This window comes from Streptomyces sp. NPDC058619 (genome assembly GCF_042717785.1).
Classification (GTDB): Bacteria; Actinomycetota; Actinomycetes; order Streptomycetales; family Streptomycetaceae; genus Streptomyces.
On sequence record NZ_JBHXQN010000001.1, the window covers coordinates 170455 to 186432 of the forward strand.

A 15978-nucleotide genomic window follows, 5' to 3' on the forward strand; every position below is an offset into this window, starting at 1 on the left:
GTCCACCGGCACCGGGCCGGGCCGCGTGCCGGGGCGCGTGTCCGGCACCGGGCCGGGGCCTGTGTCCGCCGCCGCCGTCGTCGTACGCGGGTCAGGACCCGGTCACTCCCACTCGATGGTGCCCGGGGGCTTGCTCGTGCAGTCGAGGACCACGCGGTTCACGTCCGGCACCTCGTTGGTGATCCGGGTGGAGATCCGGGCGAGCACCTCGTACGGCATGCGCGTCCAGTCCGCGGTCATGGCGTCCTCGGAGGAGACGGGGCGCAGCACGATCGGGTGGCCGTAGGTGCGGCCGTCGCCCTGGACGCCGACGCTGCGGACGTCCGCGAGCAGGACGACCGGGCACTGCCAGATCTCGCGGTCCAGACCGGCGGCGGTGAGCTCGTGGCGGGCGATGGCGTCGGCCTCGCGCAGCAGGTCCAGGCGCTCCCTGGTGACCTCGCCGACGATGCGGATGCCGAGGCCGGGGCCGGGGAAGGGCTGGCGCTGGACGATCTCGTCCGGCAGGCCCAGCTCCTGGCCGACCATCCGGACCTCGTCCTTGAACAGCTGGCGCAGCGGCTCGACGAGCTCGAACTCGATGTCGTCGGGGAGGCCGCCCACGTTGTGGTGGGACTTGATGTTCGCGGTGCCGGTGCCGCCGCCGGACTCGACGACGTCCGGGTACAGGGTGCCCTGCACCAGGAAGGCCACGTCCGCGCCGCCCTCGGCGATGATCTCGGCCTGCGCCTGCTCGAAGACGCGGATGAACTCGCGACCGATGATCTTGCGCTTGGTCTCCGGGTCGGAGACGCCGGCCAGCGCGTTCAGGAAGCGCTCCTGCGCGTCGACGACCTTCAGCTGGACGCCGGTGGCCGCGACGAAGTCCTTCTCGACCTGCTCGGTCTCGCCCCTGCGCATCAGGCCGTGGTCGACGTAGACGCAGGTGAGCTGCGAGCCGATGGCCTTCTGTACGAGCGCCGCGGCGACCGCGGAGTCCACGCCGCCGGAGAGGCCGCAGATGGCGCGCTTGTCGCCGACCTGCTCGCGGATGGCGGCGACCTGCTCCTCGACGATGTTGCCGGTGGTCCAGGTGGGGGCCAGGCCGGCGCCGCGGTAGAGGAAGTGCTCCAGGATCTGCTGGCCGTGCGTGGAGTGCATGACCTCGGGGTGGTACTGGACCCCGTACAGCTTCTTCTCGTCGTTCTCGAAGGCCGCGACCGGCACGACGCCGGTCGACGCGGTGACGGCGAAGCCCTCGGGGGCGGCGGAGCACGCGTCGCCGTGGGACATCCAGACCGACTGGTTGTCGGGGGTGCCCTCGAAGAGGGTGGAGCCGGACTTGGAGACGGCCAGCGGGGTGCGGCCGTACTCGCGGGCGCCGGTGTTGTCGACCTGGCCGCCGAGGGTGACCGCCATCAGCTGGAAGCCGTAGCACATGCCGAAGACGGGGACGCCGGCTTCGAACAGGGCGCGGTCGATGGTGGGCGCGCCGTCCTCGTACACGGAGGAGGGGCCGCCGGAGAGGATGATCGCCTTGGGGTCCTTGGCCAGCATCTCGGCCACCGGCATCGTGCTGGGGACGATCTCGCTGTAGACCCGTGCCTCGCGGACGCGGCGGGCGATGAGCTGGGCGTACTGGGCGCCGAAGTCGACGACGAGAACCGTGTCCGGGGCGCTGTCGTGGGCGGCGGAGGGTGCTTCTGGCACGGGGCGGCCTTCCGGCGGAAGAGGTGGCTGTTTTGTCGATTCTAACGGGGGACCCAAGCCCCTCTTCGTCTCACCATCCGAACCGGCTTGGCCTGAAGGGGGACGGAAGGCCATAATCCGTTCCATGCGCGAGCAGCTGAGCTTCCTCTTTACCTATGGCACCGGTCGGTCCGGTCGCCATGGGTCCTCGTGATGCTCGCTTGAGCCGCTGACTTCCCAGAGAGCGCCCCGGTCCGACAGGACCGGGGCGCTCCTGCGTTCCCGCCCCTGTCGGCCGCGTCCACCCCGCGAACCACAGCCACAGGAGAACCGCCATGACCACGACGACCACCACCCCCGAGCAGCTGATCGCCGACTCCCGCACCCGCATCGACGCCCTCGACGACCGCATCATCGGGCTGATCCAGGAGCGGATGGCCGTCTCGACCGTCATCCAGGAGGCCCGGATCACCTCCGGCGGCCGCCGGGTGCACCTGTCCCGCGAGATGGAGGTGCTCTCGCACTGGAGCGGTGCGCTCGGGAAGCCCGGCACCAGCCTGGCGATGACCCTGCTGGAGCTGTGCCGGGGCCGGGTCTGACGCCGGCGGCCGCGGGGCCGTGTCACGCCCGTTCGTCACCCGTCCGGACCGTGACCGGCCCCGCGGCCCTTCGTTGGTGAGGTTGGCCGCGCCAGCCAGGCGCGGGACCGCAGCACCACGCGTGGCTCCGCCGGAGCGATGAGACGCACGCCCCGTGGAGCGTGCGTCGTGGGACCTCGCTCCTCAGCGTGACCGGACGGCAGGGGACAGCAGGCCGGTCCGTGACAGGACGGCCGGTCCGGGGGACGTCCCGGGCCGGCCGTTCCTCCCGTGCGGCCCCTCCCCGACCCGGCCTCCCGGAGCGCGGGTGCGGCCCCTCCCCGCCGGCCCCGCCCTTCACCGTGTGACGGACGCCACGGACCGGGAGCGCTGGTTCCGGTACAACCATCCGTGCGGACCACGTGTCACCAGATGCGTGCGGGGACTGCGCTCGGAGGGGGAGTGCAGTCCCCGCCTGCAACTGCGTCGCCGCGCGTCCCGCCGGCCCCGCGTCCCCGCTACGGCGTCTCCTGCCTCGCCGGCACCTCGGGGATCCCGAGGAACGGCAGCCGCAGCGCCCCGAAGGCCTCCTTCGGCACCGCCGGGCGGACCGGTTCCACCGCGGGGAGGCGGACGTACGCCGCTCCCTGCTCCGGGCGCGCGTCCTGCTCGCCCTTGTTCGGCCAGTACGACATCGCCCGCTCCGCCTGCGCCGTGATCGTCAGCGACGGGTTGACCCCGAGGTTGGCGGAGACGGCCGAGCCGTCCACCACCGAGATGCCCGGGTGTCCGTAGAGGCGGTGGTACGGGTCGACGACGCCCTCCTGCGCCGACGCCCCGATCGGGCAGCCGCCGAGGAAGTGCGCGGTGAGCGGGGTGCCCATCAGCTCGCCGATGTTGCTGCCCGCGAAGCCGTTGATCTCCTCCGCCAGCAGGGACGCGGCCCGGGTGGCCTCCGCGATCTGGACCGGGTTCGGGGCGCCGTGGCCCTGGCGGGCGGTGAGCAGGCCCTTGCCGATGCCGCCCGGCTTGCGGTAGGTCGTCAGCGAGTTGTCGAGCGACTGCATGACCAGGCCGATGATGGTCCGCTCGGACCAGCGCCGGTTGGACAGCGAGCGCGCCAGCTGGAGGGGGTGCCGCGCCGTCCGGGCGAACCAGGCCCGGACCCGGTGCCGGGCGTACGGCACCTGGAGGATCGTCATGAACCCCATCGCGTTGGAGCCCTTGCCGTAGCGGACGGGCTCGATGTGGGTGTCGGCGTCGGGGTGCACCGAGGAGGTGATCGCCACGCCGTGGGTGAAGTCGGCGCGGCGGTCCGCGCCGTGCCGCCTGCGGTAGCGGCGGTCGTCGGTCTGCGCGCCGACCAGGCCCTCGGAGTTGGTCCGGGTCAGCTCGCCGAGCCGCTCCGACAGGCGCGGCAGCTCCCCGCGGTCCTTCATGGTGTGCAACAGGGTCTGGGTGCCGTACGTGCCCGCCGCCACGACCACGTACGGCGCGCGCAGCACCTTCGCCCGGCCGCTGCGCCGGCCGTCGGTCGGGACCGTGCGGACGCGGTAGCCGCCCCCGGGATCCTCGGAGAGCGCGGTGACGGTGGTCATCGGGTGGATGACCGCGCCCGCGTGCTCGGCGAGGTGCAGGTAGTTCTCGTTCAGGGTGTTCTTCGCGCCGTGCCGGCAGCCCGTCATGCACTCGCCGCACTCGGTGCAGGCGCTGCGGGCGGGTCCGGCGCCGCCGAAGTACGGGTCGGCGGCCTCCTCGCCGGGCCTGGCCCGGGCGCGGCCCGCGCCCTGCTCGCCGTTCTCGCCGTCCTTGCCGTCGCCGAAGAAGACGCCGACGGGGGCCATGTGGAAGGAGTCCCCGACGCCCATCTGCTCGGCGACGGCCTTCAGGTGGACGTCGGAGGCGGTCATGGTCGGGTTCAGGCGCACCCCGAGCATCCGCTTGGCCTGGTCGTAGTAGGGGGCGAGCTCGCTGCGCCAGTCGGTGATGGACGCCCACTGCCGGTCCTGGAAGAAGGCGGCGGGCGGCACGTAGAGGGTGTTGGCGTAGTTGAGCGAGCCGCCGCCCACCCCGGCGCCGGCCAGCACCATGACGTTGCCGAGCAGGTGGATGCGCTGGATCCCGTACAGCCCGAGGGCCGGGGCCCACAGGTAGTTGCGCAGGTCCCAGCTGTTCTTCGGAAGGCTCTCGCGGGTGAACCGGCGTCCTGCCTCCAGGACGCCGACCCGGTACCCCTTCTCCGTCAGGCGCAGGGCCGAGACCGACCCGCCGAAGCCCGATCCGATGACGATGACGTCGTAGTCGTACGCGTGCGACACGGGTGGCCCCTAACGCAGTCGGAGTGCCTTCATGACCTGGAGGCTGCGGGTCATGAACGCCGCGTACTTCTCGTCGTCCATGCCCAGCGAGGGCGCCATCGGCAGCAGCCGCTGGTGGGCGACCGTCTGGGCCTCGGTGTACTTCAGGATGCCCTCGGAGCCGTGGCGGCGGCCGAGGCCGGAGTCCTTCATGCCGCCCATGGGCGCCTGGGCGCTGCCGTAGGCGGGGGCGTAGCCCTCGTTGATGTTGACGGTGCCGGTGCGCAGGCGGGCGGCGACGGCGTGGCCGCGGCGGGCGTCCTTGGTCCACACGCTGGAGTTGAGGCCGTAGGCGGTGGCGTTGGCCTGCGCGATGACCTCGTCCTCGTCGGTGAAGCGGTAGACGGAGACGACCGGTCCGAAGGTCTCCTCGCCGCACACGGCCATGGGCGCCTCGACGCCGTCGAGGATGGTGGGCTCGTAGAAGAGGGGGCCTATGTCGGGGCGGGCGGTGCCGCCGGCGACGAGGACGGCGCCCTTGGCCACGGCCTCGTCCACGTGCCGCTGGACGGTCTCCAGCTGGCGTGTGCCGACCAGCGAGCCCATGTCGGCACCGTAGGCCAGGGAGCTGCCCAGGCGCATGGCCTTCGTGCGGGCGGCGAAGCGCTCGACGAACGTGTCGGCGACCGAGGCGTGGACGTACAGCCGCTCGATGGAGATGCACAGCTGGCCGGCGGAGGAGAAGCAGGCGCGGACGGCGCCGGCGGCGGCCTTCTCCACGTCGGCGTCGTGCAGGACGAGCATGGCGTTCTTGCCGCCGAGCTCGAGGGAGACCCCGACGAGGCGGTCGGCGGCGCCGCGGGCGACCTCGCGGCCGGTACGGGTGGAGCCGGTGAAGGAGACGTAGTCGGCGTGCCGGACGACCTCCGGGCCGACGACGGGTCCCTCGCCGAGGACGATCTGGAAGACCTCGGCGGGCAGTCCGGCCTCGATGAGCAGGTCACGGGCCCACAGGGCGGTGAGCGCGGTCTCCGTGTCGGGCTTCATGACGAGCGCGTTGCCGGAGACGAAGGCGGGCAGCGCGTCGCCGACCGACAGCTCCAGGGGGTAGTTCCAGGGGGCGATCTGGCCGACGACGCCGCGCGGCTGGCGCAGCTCGGTGACCTTGGTGAGGGTGGGCATCGCACCGGTGTGGCCCTTGGGGCGCAGGTACGAGGGGGCCTTGCGGCCGTAGTGGCGGGCGGCGACGGCGACCGCCTGGACCTCCTCGTGGGCGTGCAGGCGGGCCTTGCCGGTCTCCAGCTGGATCAGGTCGAGGACCTCGGCCTGCCGGGCGAGGACCAGGTCGTGGAAGCGCAGCAGCACCGCGGCCCGCTTGCGTACGGGGACGGCGGCCCAGGCCGGCTGCGCGGCACGGGCCCGGTCGAAGGCCTCGGCGACGTCCTCGGGGGTGGCCTCGGGGAGCTCGGCCAGCCGGTCCCCGGTGAAGGGGGTGTGGTTGGCGGTCCGGCCGGAGCCGATGATGCCGCGGGTCAGCCGGGCGACCAGGTCGGGGGTGACCACGTCGGCGGCGGTGCGGGCGCCCGCCGGGGCCGGGGCGACCGGGTTGGTGGGCTGCGGTGCGGTGCGGAGGGGGGCGGCGGGGGCCTGCGAGTCCGTCATGGCGGTGAGCGTATTGCGCCCGCGAGCCTTTGGGTACCCGTGGGTAACCGGATTTTGCCTTTTCCGCCAGTGATCGCTGGCATCGTCGGCGCGTTCGGCCGGATCACCGCCCCTTGGCGGGCGGCTCCCAGCCGCTGAGCACGGTGTCGAACTGCTGGCGGGTCGTGCTCCAGTCGGCGGCGGGGCTCGACAGGTAGATCGCGTACTCGGTCTCGTCGGGCGCGATGTACATCTGCTCGATGGCCCGGCGCGGGCCCGCATGCGTCCCCTTCTCGGTGTACGTGAACTCCCACAGCGCGGACCGCAGGCTGTCCCGGAAGGTGTTCGGCTTCAGCACCAGCCGCTTGTAGTCCGTCCGCTTCTGCACCTGCTTCTCCAGGTCGAGCAGGTGCGCGTACGCGTCCCGGTAGTCCGGGGTGGGGTCCACGGCGATCCGGATGAAGTGCTTCCCGTTGTCCGGGGTGTAGTCGATCTGGTTGCCGTCCGTCTGGCGCGTCCAGCCCTCCGGGACGAAGAGGGTGAAGCCGGCGGGATCGGTGACCCTGGTCCAGCCGGCCGGGGGCCCGGCGGGTTCCTGCGCCGGCGGGCCGCCGCCCGGGTTCTGCTGGTCGGGGACGCTCGCGTTCCTGTCCCCGCCGCCGTCCTTCCCGGTGTCGGCGTCGCCGGTGAACTTCAGCACCCCGAAGACACCGCCGCCGCCGAGCAGCGCCGCCACCAGGGCGACCGCCGCCGCGCGCCGGACGCGGCCCGTGGCCCCGCCGCCGCCGGGAGCGGCCCGGTCCGGGAGGGTGGCCGTCGCGGCGGGGCCCCCCGAGGGGTCCCGCGGGGGCCGGGGGGCGTGCGCGGCGTTGGGCGGCCCGGCCTCCGGGTGGTGGTCGGGCCGGTCCCGCGCCGGGGCCAGTTCCTCGCTGGTCACCGCGCGCGTGGGGACGTACGCCTGCGCCGCCTTCGGCTCCCGGCCCTCCATCGCCTCCAGCAGCATCCGCTCGGTCTCCGCGGCCGAGGGCCGCTCGGCCGGGTCCTTGCGCAGGAGGGCCGTGATGACCGACCCCAGGGCGCCGGACTGGCGCTGCGGCGGCGGCTCGTCGTTGACCACGGCCTGGAGGCTGGAGATCGGCGAGGTGCGGCGGAACGGCGAGCGCGCCTCGACGGCCGTGTACAGGGTGGCGCCCAGCGACCACAGGTCGGACGACGGGTCGGGGGCCCCGCCGGTGACCCGCTCGGGTGCCAGGTAGTCGATGGAGCCGACGATCTCGCCGGTGCGCGTGATGGAGGAGTCGCCCTCGATCGCCGCGATCCCGAAGTCCGTGAGCAGCACCCGGCCGTCCTTGGCCAGCAGGACGTTGCCCGGCTTCACGTCCCGGTGCAGGACGCCGACCGCGTGCGCGGCGCGCAGCGCGCCCAGGACGTGCAGTCCGATCCGCGCCGCCTCGCCCGGCTCGATCCGGCCGGCGGCCTTGGCCGCCTCCGCCAGGGACGGGCCGTCGATGTACTCCATGACGATCCACGGCCGGTCGTCGTGCTCCAGCACGTCGTGCACGGTGACGACCGCGGGGTGCTGGATGCGGGCCGCGGCCCGGGCCTCCTTCTGCGTCCGGGCGTGCAGGACCTCGCGGTCGGCCTGGGCCACGTACAGACCCGCCGTCAGCTCCTTGACCGCGACGGTCCTGTGGAGCAGCTCGTCATGAGCGCGCCACACCTTGCCCATGCCGCCGCTGCCGATCGGCTCGATGAGCCGGTACCGGCCCGCGAGCACGGCGCCCCCACCTGTCTGCTGTTCCACGAAACCTCGCCGCTCTCTGCACTTCAGGACAGGTTACGGAGCGCACGGGCGCTGCCGGAACCGCCCGGGCGCCCAGAGACAGCACTGTGACGCAATCGCCGTACTGATCGGCCGTCAGAAACTCCTCAACCGCCCGCCCGGTAACTCGCCGTGGCCTTCTCGAAGACCTCGGTGACCTTGCCCGACTCGTCCTCCGGACCGGTGACGATGACCACGTGGTAACTGCCGCCGAGGGCGACGACGAAGTTGCGCGCGAAGACGTTGCGGCCGTTGCCGTCGATCCACGTGTACCGGGCGGTGACGCGGAGCTGCTGGCCCACCGTGGTCTTCTTGATGTCGCCGACGGAGGACCAGGTGGAGCTGCGGTACGGGTTGAGCTCCGGCTCCTTGTCCTTCTGGTACGCCTCCGGGTCCGGGTTGCCCTGGACCTTGTCCCGGCCGGGCACGACGGTGAGGACGAACTGTCCCTCCGTGAAGCGCACCTGGCCGGCCTCGTTGATGCCGTTGCGGTCCCAGCCGTCGGGCACCGCGATCTGGAAGTGCTCCGGATCCTGCTGGACGGTGTAGCCGGGCGGCGCCGGCACGGGCTGCGCCGCCGTCGGGGGCGGTGTCGTCGTCTGGGGCGCCGGCTTCGACTCGGGCGTGCCGGCGGGCGTCTGCGAGGGGCCCTGGCTCTGCTTCTGCGGGGTCGGGCCGGCGCCGGCCCGCCCGTCCTGCTCACCGGCCCGGGGCATGAAGAGCATCGCGTACGCCACCGCCCCGGCGAGCAGGGCCAGCACCCCGACGAGCAGCGTCCGGCCGAGGGAGCGGGGCGCGCGGGGGCCCGCGGGATTGCGGTGCCTCCCGTGGAGTTCGCCGCGGCGGCGTACGACGGGCAGCCGCGCGGGGTCGGGTTCGGCCATCGGCAGGATCCCGAAGCCGGCCTCCGGCTCGGGGGCGGACCGCACGAGCGAGCGGAGCCAGCCGCGCAGCTCCTCGAAATCGGGCCGCTCGGTGGGGTCCTGACGCAGCAGCGACTCGACGACGGGGCGCAGCGCGCCGCACTCCTCCGCGAAGGCGGGCGGCTCCGCGCAGACCATTTCGACGAGTTCGGCGACGCTGTCCTCGGGGTACGGGGCGTGCCCCTGCACGGCGCGGTACAGCAGGGCGCCGAGGGCCCAGAGGTCGGTGGCCGGGCCGACCGGGGCGGCCAGCTGCCAGTGTCCGTGCACGGGACCGGCCTGTTCGGGGGCCCACCGTTCGGTGACGGCTCCGACGACGGCCATCCGCGTCTGCCGGGCCCGTTCGGCGTCCAGCCCGGTGCGCGGGCCGTCCCACCCGGGCCTCGGGGCGGGGCGGCCGGGCGCGGACTGGCCCGGGGCGGGACGGCCCGGCGCGGACTGGCCCGGGGCGGGGGGCGGGGTCGGCTGCGGCCGCGCGCCCCAGCTGCCGGCCTGGGCGGGCCGGGGCGGCTCGGGGCTCCGGACGGCACGGCCCTGCTCCGCGGCGCCGGCCGCCGGCGGTACGTCCCCGTGCGGGGCGTCGGCCTGCCGGTACCCCTGCGGCAGCGCGAGCCGCGCGGGCAGCGGAGCCCCGGGCTGTGCCTGCGGGGCGGTCGGTGCCTGCGGGCCGGTCTGCGCCGGGGGGGCCGGGTACGGCTGCGGCGGTGGCGGGTACGGCTCGGTGCGGTGCTCCGGGTACGGCTCGTGCCGCCCGGCCGCTCCCGGGTCGGCCGGGGCGTACGGCTCGGGACGGGCCTGCGGGCGGAGGGCGGCGCCCGCCTCCGGCGCGGGGTCCGGGGCCGGGGCGGAGGCCGGGTCCGCCGACCGGCCCGGGCCCGGCGGGAGCGCCTGGCGGGGGGTGGCCCCGTGCCAGGGCTCGCGGGTGCCGGTGGCGCCGGTCTCCGGGCCGCCGTACGGGTACGAGTACCCCTGCGGGAGGTTCGACCCCTCGGGCCGCGCCTCCTCGACGGCCTTGCGCTGCTCGGTGACCCGGGCGGCGGCGGCCTGCGCCCCGGCCCGGTAGGCGGCGATGGCGCCGGCGCGCGCGGCGGCCTTCAGCTCGGGCCGCTCGTCGGGGCGTTCGGGGGTGATGTGGTCGGTGTAGCGCGGCCCCGTGTCGTACCCGGGAGCCACGAGCGGCGCGTACGAGGCGGCGGGCGGACCCGGCCGCGCGGCGGGCGGAGCGGGCGCGTCCGGACCGGCGTGCGGACCGGCAGCCGCGTCCCGGCCGGCCGTCGGGAAGGGTGCGGCGGAACCCGTGTCGGGGGCGGCCGCCGGACCGGCGAACACCTCCAGTCCCGCACCGGGCGGCCCGGCACCCCCACCGGGGTACGGTCCGGCCGCCGGGCCCTGGTGCGGCAGCGGCCACGGCCCCGGCACCTGCCCCGGAGTCCCGGCGTCCGTGCCGGGAGCGGCGTACTGCCCCGGGGGCGGGCTCTGGCCCCACCCCGCGTCGGCGCCGGACGCGGGCCGCGGAACCGGGTCGTACCCGCACAGGGCCTCCTCGGCGGCGCCCGCCGCGAGCCCGGTCAGCACCACCCGCCCGTCGTCGCAGACGAGCACGGTCCGCACGGTGATGTTGCGGTGCGTCCACCCGTGCGCGTGCAGCACCCGCAGCGCGGTCAGCACGTCCGACGCCACCTCGGCCGCCCGGTACGCGCTCAGCGGTTCGTCCGCCATCAGCGCGGCCAGCGGCCTGGCCGGGACCAGTTCGCTCACTATCCACAGCGAACCGCCCTCGGCGAACACGTCGAAGACCTGGTCGAGCCGGGGGTGGTCCGGGATGGCGGCCGCCGCCTGCGCCGCCTCGATGGCGCGCCGGACGGCGGGCAGTTCGGCCACCCCGCCGCGGCCGGGGGTCGGGGTGACCCGGTGGCCGTCCAGCAGTTCGGCGTCCACGACCTCGGGCAACGGCACCTGCCGTACGAGGACTTCCTGCCCGCTGCGCGTGTCGAAGGCCCGGGTCTCGACCAGCTCGTACTCGTCCGACGGCGGCAACGGCAGACGGTAGCGGTGGGCCAGGATCCGGCCCGCGTACTCCTCCACATCGCCTCCCCCGAGTGCGGCGGCCCCCCATGGACCCGCTGACACGATACGACGCGCAGGGCGCCCGCGTCCCGGGGTCAGCCGAGCGGCTGGAAGGTCTCGAAGGCCGTGGTGCGCATCTGCGTGCACTCCGGGGCGTCCCACTGGTCCGCGGGGCAGCTGATCATGATCGCGTAACCGTGCTTCGCGTCCATCTTGAAGCCGCGGTTGAGGACCCGCACCTTGATGCCCTTCTGCTCGCGCTCGAACTCCCAGTCGGCGACGGTCGGGTAACCCCGGTAGTCCACCGTGTCTATGCGGATCTGCCGGTAGTTGTCGCTGCTGGCCGCGGTCGATACCGCCAGGGCCAGCCACGCGGCCTTGGCGTCGTTGCCGGGGGTCGGGGTGAAGTCGACCTGGATGCGCGGGAACCCGCCGTCGCGGCTGTATATGCCGCCGGAGTTCTCCCCCGCCGTCGCCGTCCGGCGGAAGCCCTCGGGCATCGCCATCGAGAAGTGGAACCCGGGCTCCGAGATCGTGGCGTACCCGGCCGGCAGCGCGTCGGCACCGGGAGCGGACCCCTGGCCCTGCCCCTGGTCGGCGCCGGGCGTCTGCTGGCCCTGCCCCTGGTTCTGGCCCTGGTTCTGGCCCTGGTTCTGCCCCTGGCCCGGTTCGCCGGCCGTGTTGCCGCCCGGCTGGCCCGCGTTCGGCGAGGCGGCCGGTGACTGTTGCGGGGTACCGCCCGCGGCGGGGCTGCCGGGCGCGGTCGGGGTGGGCTGTCCGCCCTTGCCCGCGTCCTTGCGGCCGTCCTTGTCGTCCCCGCTGACCATGTAGGCGATCAGGGAGCCGAGCGCGGCCAGCACCACGACCACGGCGACGATCGCGAGGACGATGGTGCGGCGCGGCACGACGTCGGTGAGCGACGCGGCGACGGGCGACGTCTTGGGCTTGGACTGGGGCTTGGTCTCGGGCGCGGGCTCGGGCTCGGGCGCCTCGGCGGCCGTGGCGGCGGCCGTGACGAGAGCGGCCTTCCGGGCGGACTTCAGCGCGGCGCGGGCCCGTTCGCGCTGTTCGCGCTCCCGCCGTTCGCGCTCCTTCTTCGCCGTCTTCTCGGCCGCCTTCTCCGCCTTGTCGGCCCCGATCTTGTCGGCGGCCTCCTTGGCGTCCGCGAGCGATATCTGCCGGGTCTCCTCCGCGGTCGGGGAGGCCACGGGCGCCGGTACGGGATCGGGGGCGTCGAGGACGGCGGTGAGCATCGCCCGCGCGCGGGTGTCGTCGAGCCGGTGGGCCGGGTCCTTGGCCAGCAGGCCGTAGATGACCTCGGTGAGCGGGCCCGCGTTCTTGGGCGGGTCGACCGGTTCGGTCATCACCGCGGTCAGGGTCGCGAGCGCGGACCCCTTGTCGTACGGGGGCACGCCCTCGACCGAGGCGTACAGCAGGCCGCCGAGCGACCACATGTCGGCGGGCGGGCCGGGCTTGTGGCCGCGGGCGCGCTCCGGGGAGATGTAGGAGGGTGCGCCGACGAGCATGCCGGTGGAGGTGACCGAGGGGTCCCCCTCGACCTGCGCGATGCCGAAGTCGGTGAGGACGACGCGGCCGCTGCTGCCGGCTATGAGCACGTTGGAGGGCTTCACGTCGCGGTGCAGGATGCCCTGGCGGTGCGCGGCCCTGAGCACGTCGAGCACGGCGAGGCCGACCTCGGCGGCGCGACGGGGCGTCAGCGGGCCGTTCTCCCGGACGAACTCGGCGAGGGAGGGGCCCTCGATGAGCTCCATGACGATCCACGGGCGGGCGTCTTCGTCGACGACGTCGTAGACCGTGACCGCGCCGCCGCTCCGGATCCGGGCGATCGCCTTGGCCTCGCGGAGGGTACGGGTGATGAGCCGGCGCTTCTCGTCCTCGTCGACCCCGGTGCTGAAGCGGAGTTCCTTGACGGCGACCGTACGGCCGAGGATCTCGTCCTCGGCCCGCCATACGGTGCCCATCCCGCCCTTGCCGAGCACGGCCCCCAGCCGGTACCGCCCGGCGAGCAGCCGCCCCTCGTCCTTCCCGTCGCCCCCGGCCGGCTTGCCGGCACCGCTGCGCCCGACGGCCTTGGCGTCCTCGCCCCGACCCGTCGGCTTCACCACCTCGATCTCGGCCACGGGGGTGGCGTCGTCGATCGTGCGCCCGGCCTCGGCGCCCCGGGCTGCCTGCTTCGCGTCCTCGGCACCCTCGGCCGCCGGCTTCGCGTCCTCGACCCGACCGGCGGGCGTGGCGTCCTTGACCGCGGCGCCGGGCTTCGCGGCCCTCGCCCCGGCCACGGACGCGGCATCCTCCGCCGCGGGCTTCGCCGCGGCCGGCGCCGCGTCAGGCCGCGCGTCCTCGGGCTCCCCCACCGCCGCGGCCCGGCCGTCGACCGACCCCGACGTGGCGGCATCGACCTTCCCGGGCCCGGACGTGACCGCCTCGGCCTTCGCCGACGCGGACTCAGCAGCCCCGGCCTTCGCCAGCACAGGCTTCGCGGGCGCAGGCTTCGCAGACGCGGACCCAACGGCCTCGCCCTTCCCCGGGCCGGGCGCGGGCTTGGCCTCCTCGGCCTTGCCCGGGCCGGGCACGGGCTTCGACGTCGCGGGCCCGGCGGAGGCCGGGTTCACCGGCCCGGACTTCACCGCGTCCGCCTCCGCCTCCCCGGCCTTGGCGGCAAGCCCCGGCTTCGCAGCCCCGGCCGCGGACTCCGCCCCCTCGGGCACCGCCGCAGGGGACCCGGCAGGCGACCCCCCGGACGGCCCACCGCCAGGTGATTCGGCAGGCGCCTGCGCAGCCGAACCCGCATCGTCCAGCTCCGCCGCAGGCGACTCGGTGTGCTCCGGCTTCGACATGCGTCCCCTCTGCGATCGTGCCGCCCGCTCCAGCGGCGCCGGCGACGCCGGCGACGCCGACGGACCCGGCAGCGTCCGGGGTCCGCGGTAACCCGCCCCGGCAGGCCCCTCATTGTTCCTCACTCCGCAACGGACGGACCCCCCGGGTCCGCGGTTCCCCCTTCCAGATCCCGGAGTTACAACGGAACGATGTCGGGCGCCCCCAGGCGCGCCGCGTCCGCCGTCTGGTCGTCGGGCTGGCGCTGCGATTCCCGCTCCGCCTGGACCCGCTTCTCGAAGTGCTCCACTTCCTTCTCGACCTGCTGTTTGTCCCAGCCCAGCACCGGCGCCATCAACTCCGCGCACTCCCGCGCCGACCGCGTCCCCCGGTCGAACGTCTCGATCGAGATCCTCGTCCGCCGCGTCAGCACGTCGTCCAGGTGCCGCGCCCCCTCGTGCGAGGCGGCGTACACGATCTCCGCCCGCAGGTAGTCGTCCGCCCCGGTCACCGGCACGGCCAGTCCCGGGTCGGCGGCGATCAGGTCCAGCAGTTCCTCCGTCAGCGAGCCGTACCGGTTCAACAGGTGCTCCACCCGCACCACGTGAAGACCCGTCCGGGCGGCGATCCGCGCCCGCCCGTTCCACAGGGCCCGGTAGCCCTCCGCCCCCACCAGCGGCACGTCCTCCGTCACGCACTCCGCCACCCGCTGGTCCAGCCCGTGCACGGCCTCGTCGACGGCGTCCTTCGCCATCACCCGGTACGTCGTGTACTTGCCGCCCGCCACGACCACCAGCCCCGGCACCGGGTGCGCCACGGTGTGCTCCCGCGACAGCTTGCTCGTCGCGTCCGACTCGCCGGCCAGCAGCGGCCGCAGCCCCGCGTACACCCCCTGGACGTCGTCCCGCGTCAGCGGGACCGCCAGCACCGAGTTCACGTGCTCCAGCAGGTAGTCGATGTCCGCGCTCGACGCCGCCGGGTGCGCCTTGTCCAGGTCCCACTCGGTGTCCGTGGTGCCCACGATCCAGTGGCGCCCCCACGGGATGACGAACAGCACCGACTTCTCGGTCCGCAGGATCAGCCCGGTGCTCGAATGGATCCGGTCCTTCGGCACGACCAGGTGGATGCCCTTCGACGCCCGGACGTGGAACTGCCCGCGCTCCCCGATCAGCGCCTGGGTGTCGTCCGTCCACACCCCCGTCGCGTTCACGACCTGCTTCGCGCGGATCTCGTACTCCCCGGCGCCGTCGACGTCCTGCACCCGCACGCCGACGACCCGCTCCCCCTCCCGGAGGAAGCCGACCACCCTCGCCCGGTTGGCGCAGTGCGCGCCGTACGCCGTGGCGGTGCGGACCAGCGTGGCGACGTACCGCGCGTCGTCCATCTGGGCGTCGTAGTACTGCAGGGCCCCCACCAGTGCGTCCTTGCGCAGGGCGGGCGCCACCCGCAGCGCCTGCCGGCGCGACAGGTGCCGGTGTACGGGCAGGCCCCGGCCGTGCCCGCTGGAGACGGACATCGCGTCGTACAGGGCGACGCCCGAGCCGGCGTACAACCGCTCCCAGCCCTTGTGCTGCAAGGGGTAGAGGAACGGCACCGGCTTCACCAGGTGCGGGGCGAGCCGCTCCAGCAGCAGGCCGCGCTCCTTGAGCGCCTCCCGCACCAGGGCGAAGTCGAGCATCTCCAGGTACCTGAGGCCGCCGTGGATCAGCTTGCTCGACCGGCTGGACGTGCCCGACGCCCAGTCCCGCGCCTCCACCAGGCCCGTCGAGAGCCCTCTGGTCACCGCGTCGAGCGCGGTGCCGGCGCCCACCACACCCGCGCCCACGACCAGTACGTCCAGTTCCCGCTCGGCCATCCCGGCGAGGGCCTCGGCGCGCTCCGCCGGTCCCAGTGTCGCTGTCCTCACGGCTGCCTCCCGTTGCTGCGGGTCTACCCCGCTTCGTGCGGGTGATCCCGCTCACATCACCCGTTCATGATTCTGACCGCCCCCACCCACATCAGCCACCGCCTGTGGACAACACAAGAACGACCACCGCCGCAGAATGCGACATATCTGTCATATATACGCCTAGTCTGACATTGCGCCAGCTCCCCTCCGGTACCCCTGTCCACAGGGCTTGCGCACGCATCCCCCTCATGTCAGGGAA

At 74.2% G+C, this 15978-nt stretch carries 7 protein-coding genes and 1 pseudogene; 1 reads left to right on the plus strand and 7 read right to left on the minus strand.

Annotated elements, in window-relative coordinates; translation table 11 throughout:
* Nucleotides 1–102: 102 nt before the first annotated feature.
* The gene (guaA, locus tag ACFWTC_RS00815; protein ID WP_384025930.1) at nt 103–1689 is read right to left on the minus strand and encodes a glutamine-hydrolyzing GMP synthase; all 1587 of its coding nucleotides are present in this window, start codon (nt 1687–1689) and stop codon (nt 103–105) included.
* A 296-nt stretch (nt 1690–1985) separates the two neighbouring features.
* Between guaA and ACFWTC_RS00820 the strand changes: the two are divergent.
* Nucleotides 1986–2267: pseudogene (locus ACFWTC_RS00820) on the plus strand (chorismate mutase); the annotation flags it as partial.
* A gap of 497 nt (nt 2268–2764) precedes the next feature.
* On the opposite strand, the gene ACFWTC_RS00825 reads toward ACFWTC_RS00820, so the two are convergent.
* The 6 genes from ACFWTC_RS00825 to ACFWTC_RS00850 form a co-directional block, all read right to left on the minus strand.
* Entirely contained in the window at nt 2765–4564 is a 1800-nt protein-coding gene (locus tag ACFWTC_RS00825; RefSeq protein WP_383917587.1) for a GMC oxidoreductase, read from the minus strand.
* 9 nt (nt 4565–4573) lie between these two features.
* Nucleotides 4574–6205: a succinic semialdehyde dehydrogenase gene (locus ACFWTC_RS00830; RefSeq protein ID WP_383917590.1), complete on the minus strand. Its 1632-nt coding sequence runs from the start codon at nt 6203–6205 to the stop codon at nt 4574–4576.
* A gap of 103 nt (nt 6206–6308) precedes the next feature.
* On the minus strand, nt 6309–7988 hold the full coding sequence (locus tag ACFWTC_RS00835; protein WP_383917593.1) for a serine/threonine-protein kinase: 1680 nt from the start codon (nt 7986–7988) through the stop codon (nt 6309–6311).
* A 125-nt stretch (nt 7989–8113) separates the two neighbouring features.
* Nucleotides 8114–11014 carry a protein kinase gene (locus ACFWTC_RS00840; protein WP_384025927.1) on the minus strand — a complete coding sequence of 967 codons (2901 nt, stop codon included), beginning with the start codon at nt 11012–11014 and terminating at the stop codon, nt 8114–8116.
* A gap of 77 nt (nt 11015–11091) precedes the next feature.
* Entirely contained in the window at nt 11092–13854 is a 2763-nt protein-coding gene (locus tag ACFWTC_RS00845; RefSeq protein ID WP_384025924.1) for a protein kinase, read from the minus strand.
* A gap of 176 nt (nt 13855–14030) precedes the next feature.
* The gene (locus ACFWTC_RS00850) at nt 14031–15737 is read right to left on the minus strand and encodes a glycerol-3-phosphate dehydrogenase/oxidase (RefSeq protein ID WP_383917601.1); all 1707 of its coding nucleotides are present in this window, start codon (nt 15735–15737) and stop codon (nt 14031–14033) included.
* Nucleotides 15738–15978: the final 241 nt, after the last annotated feature.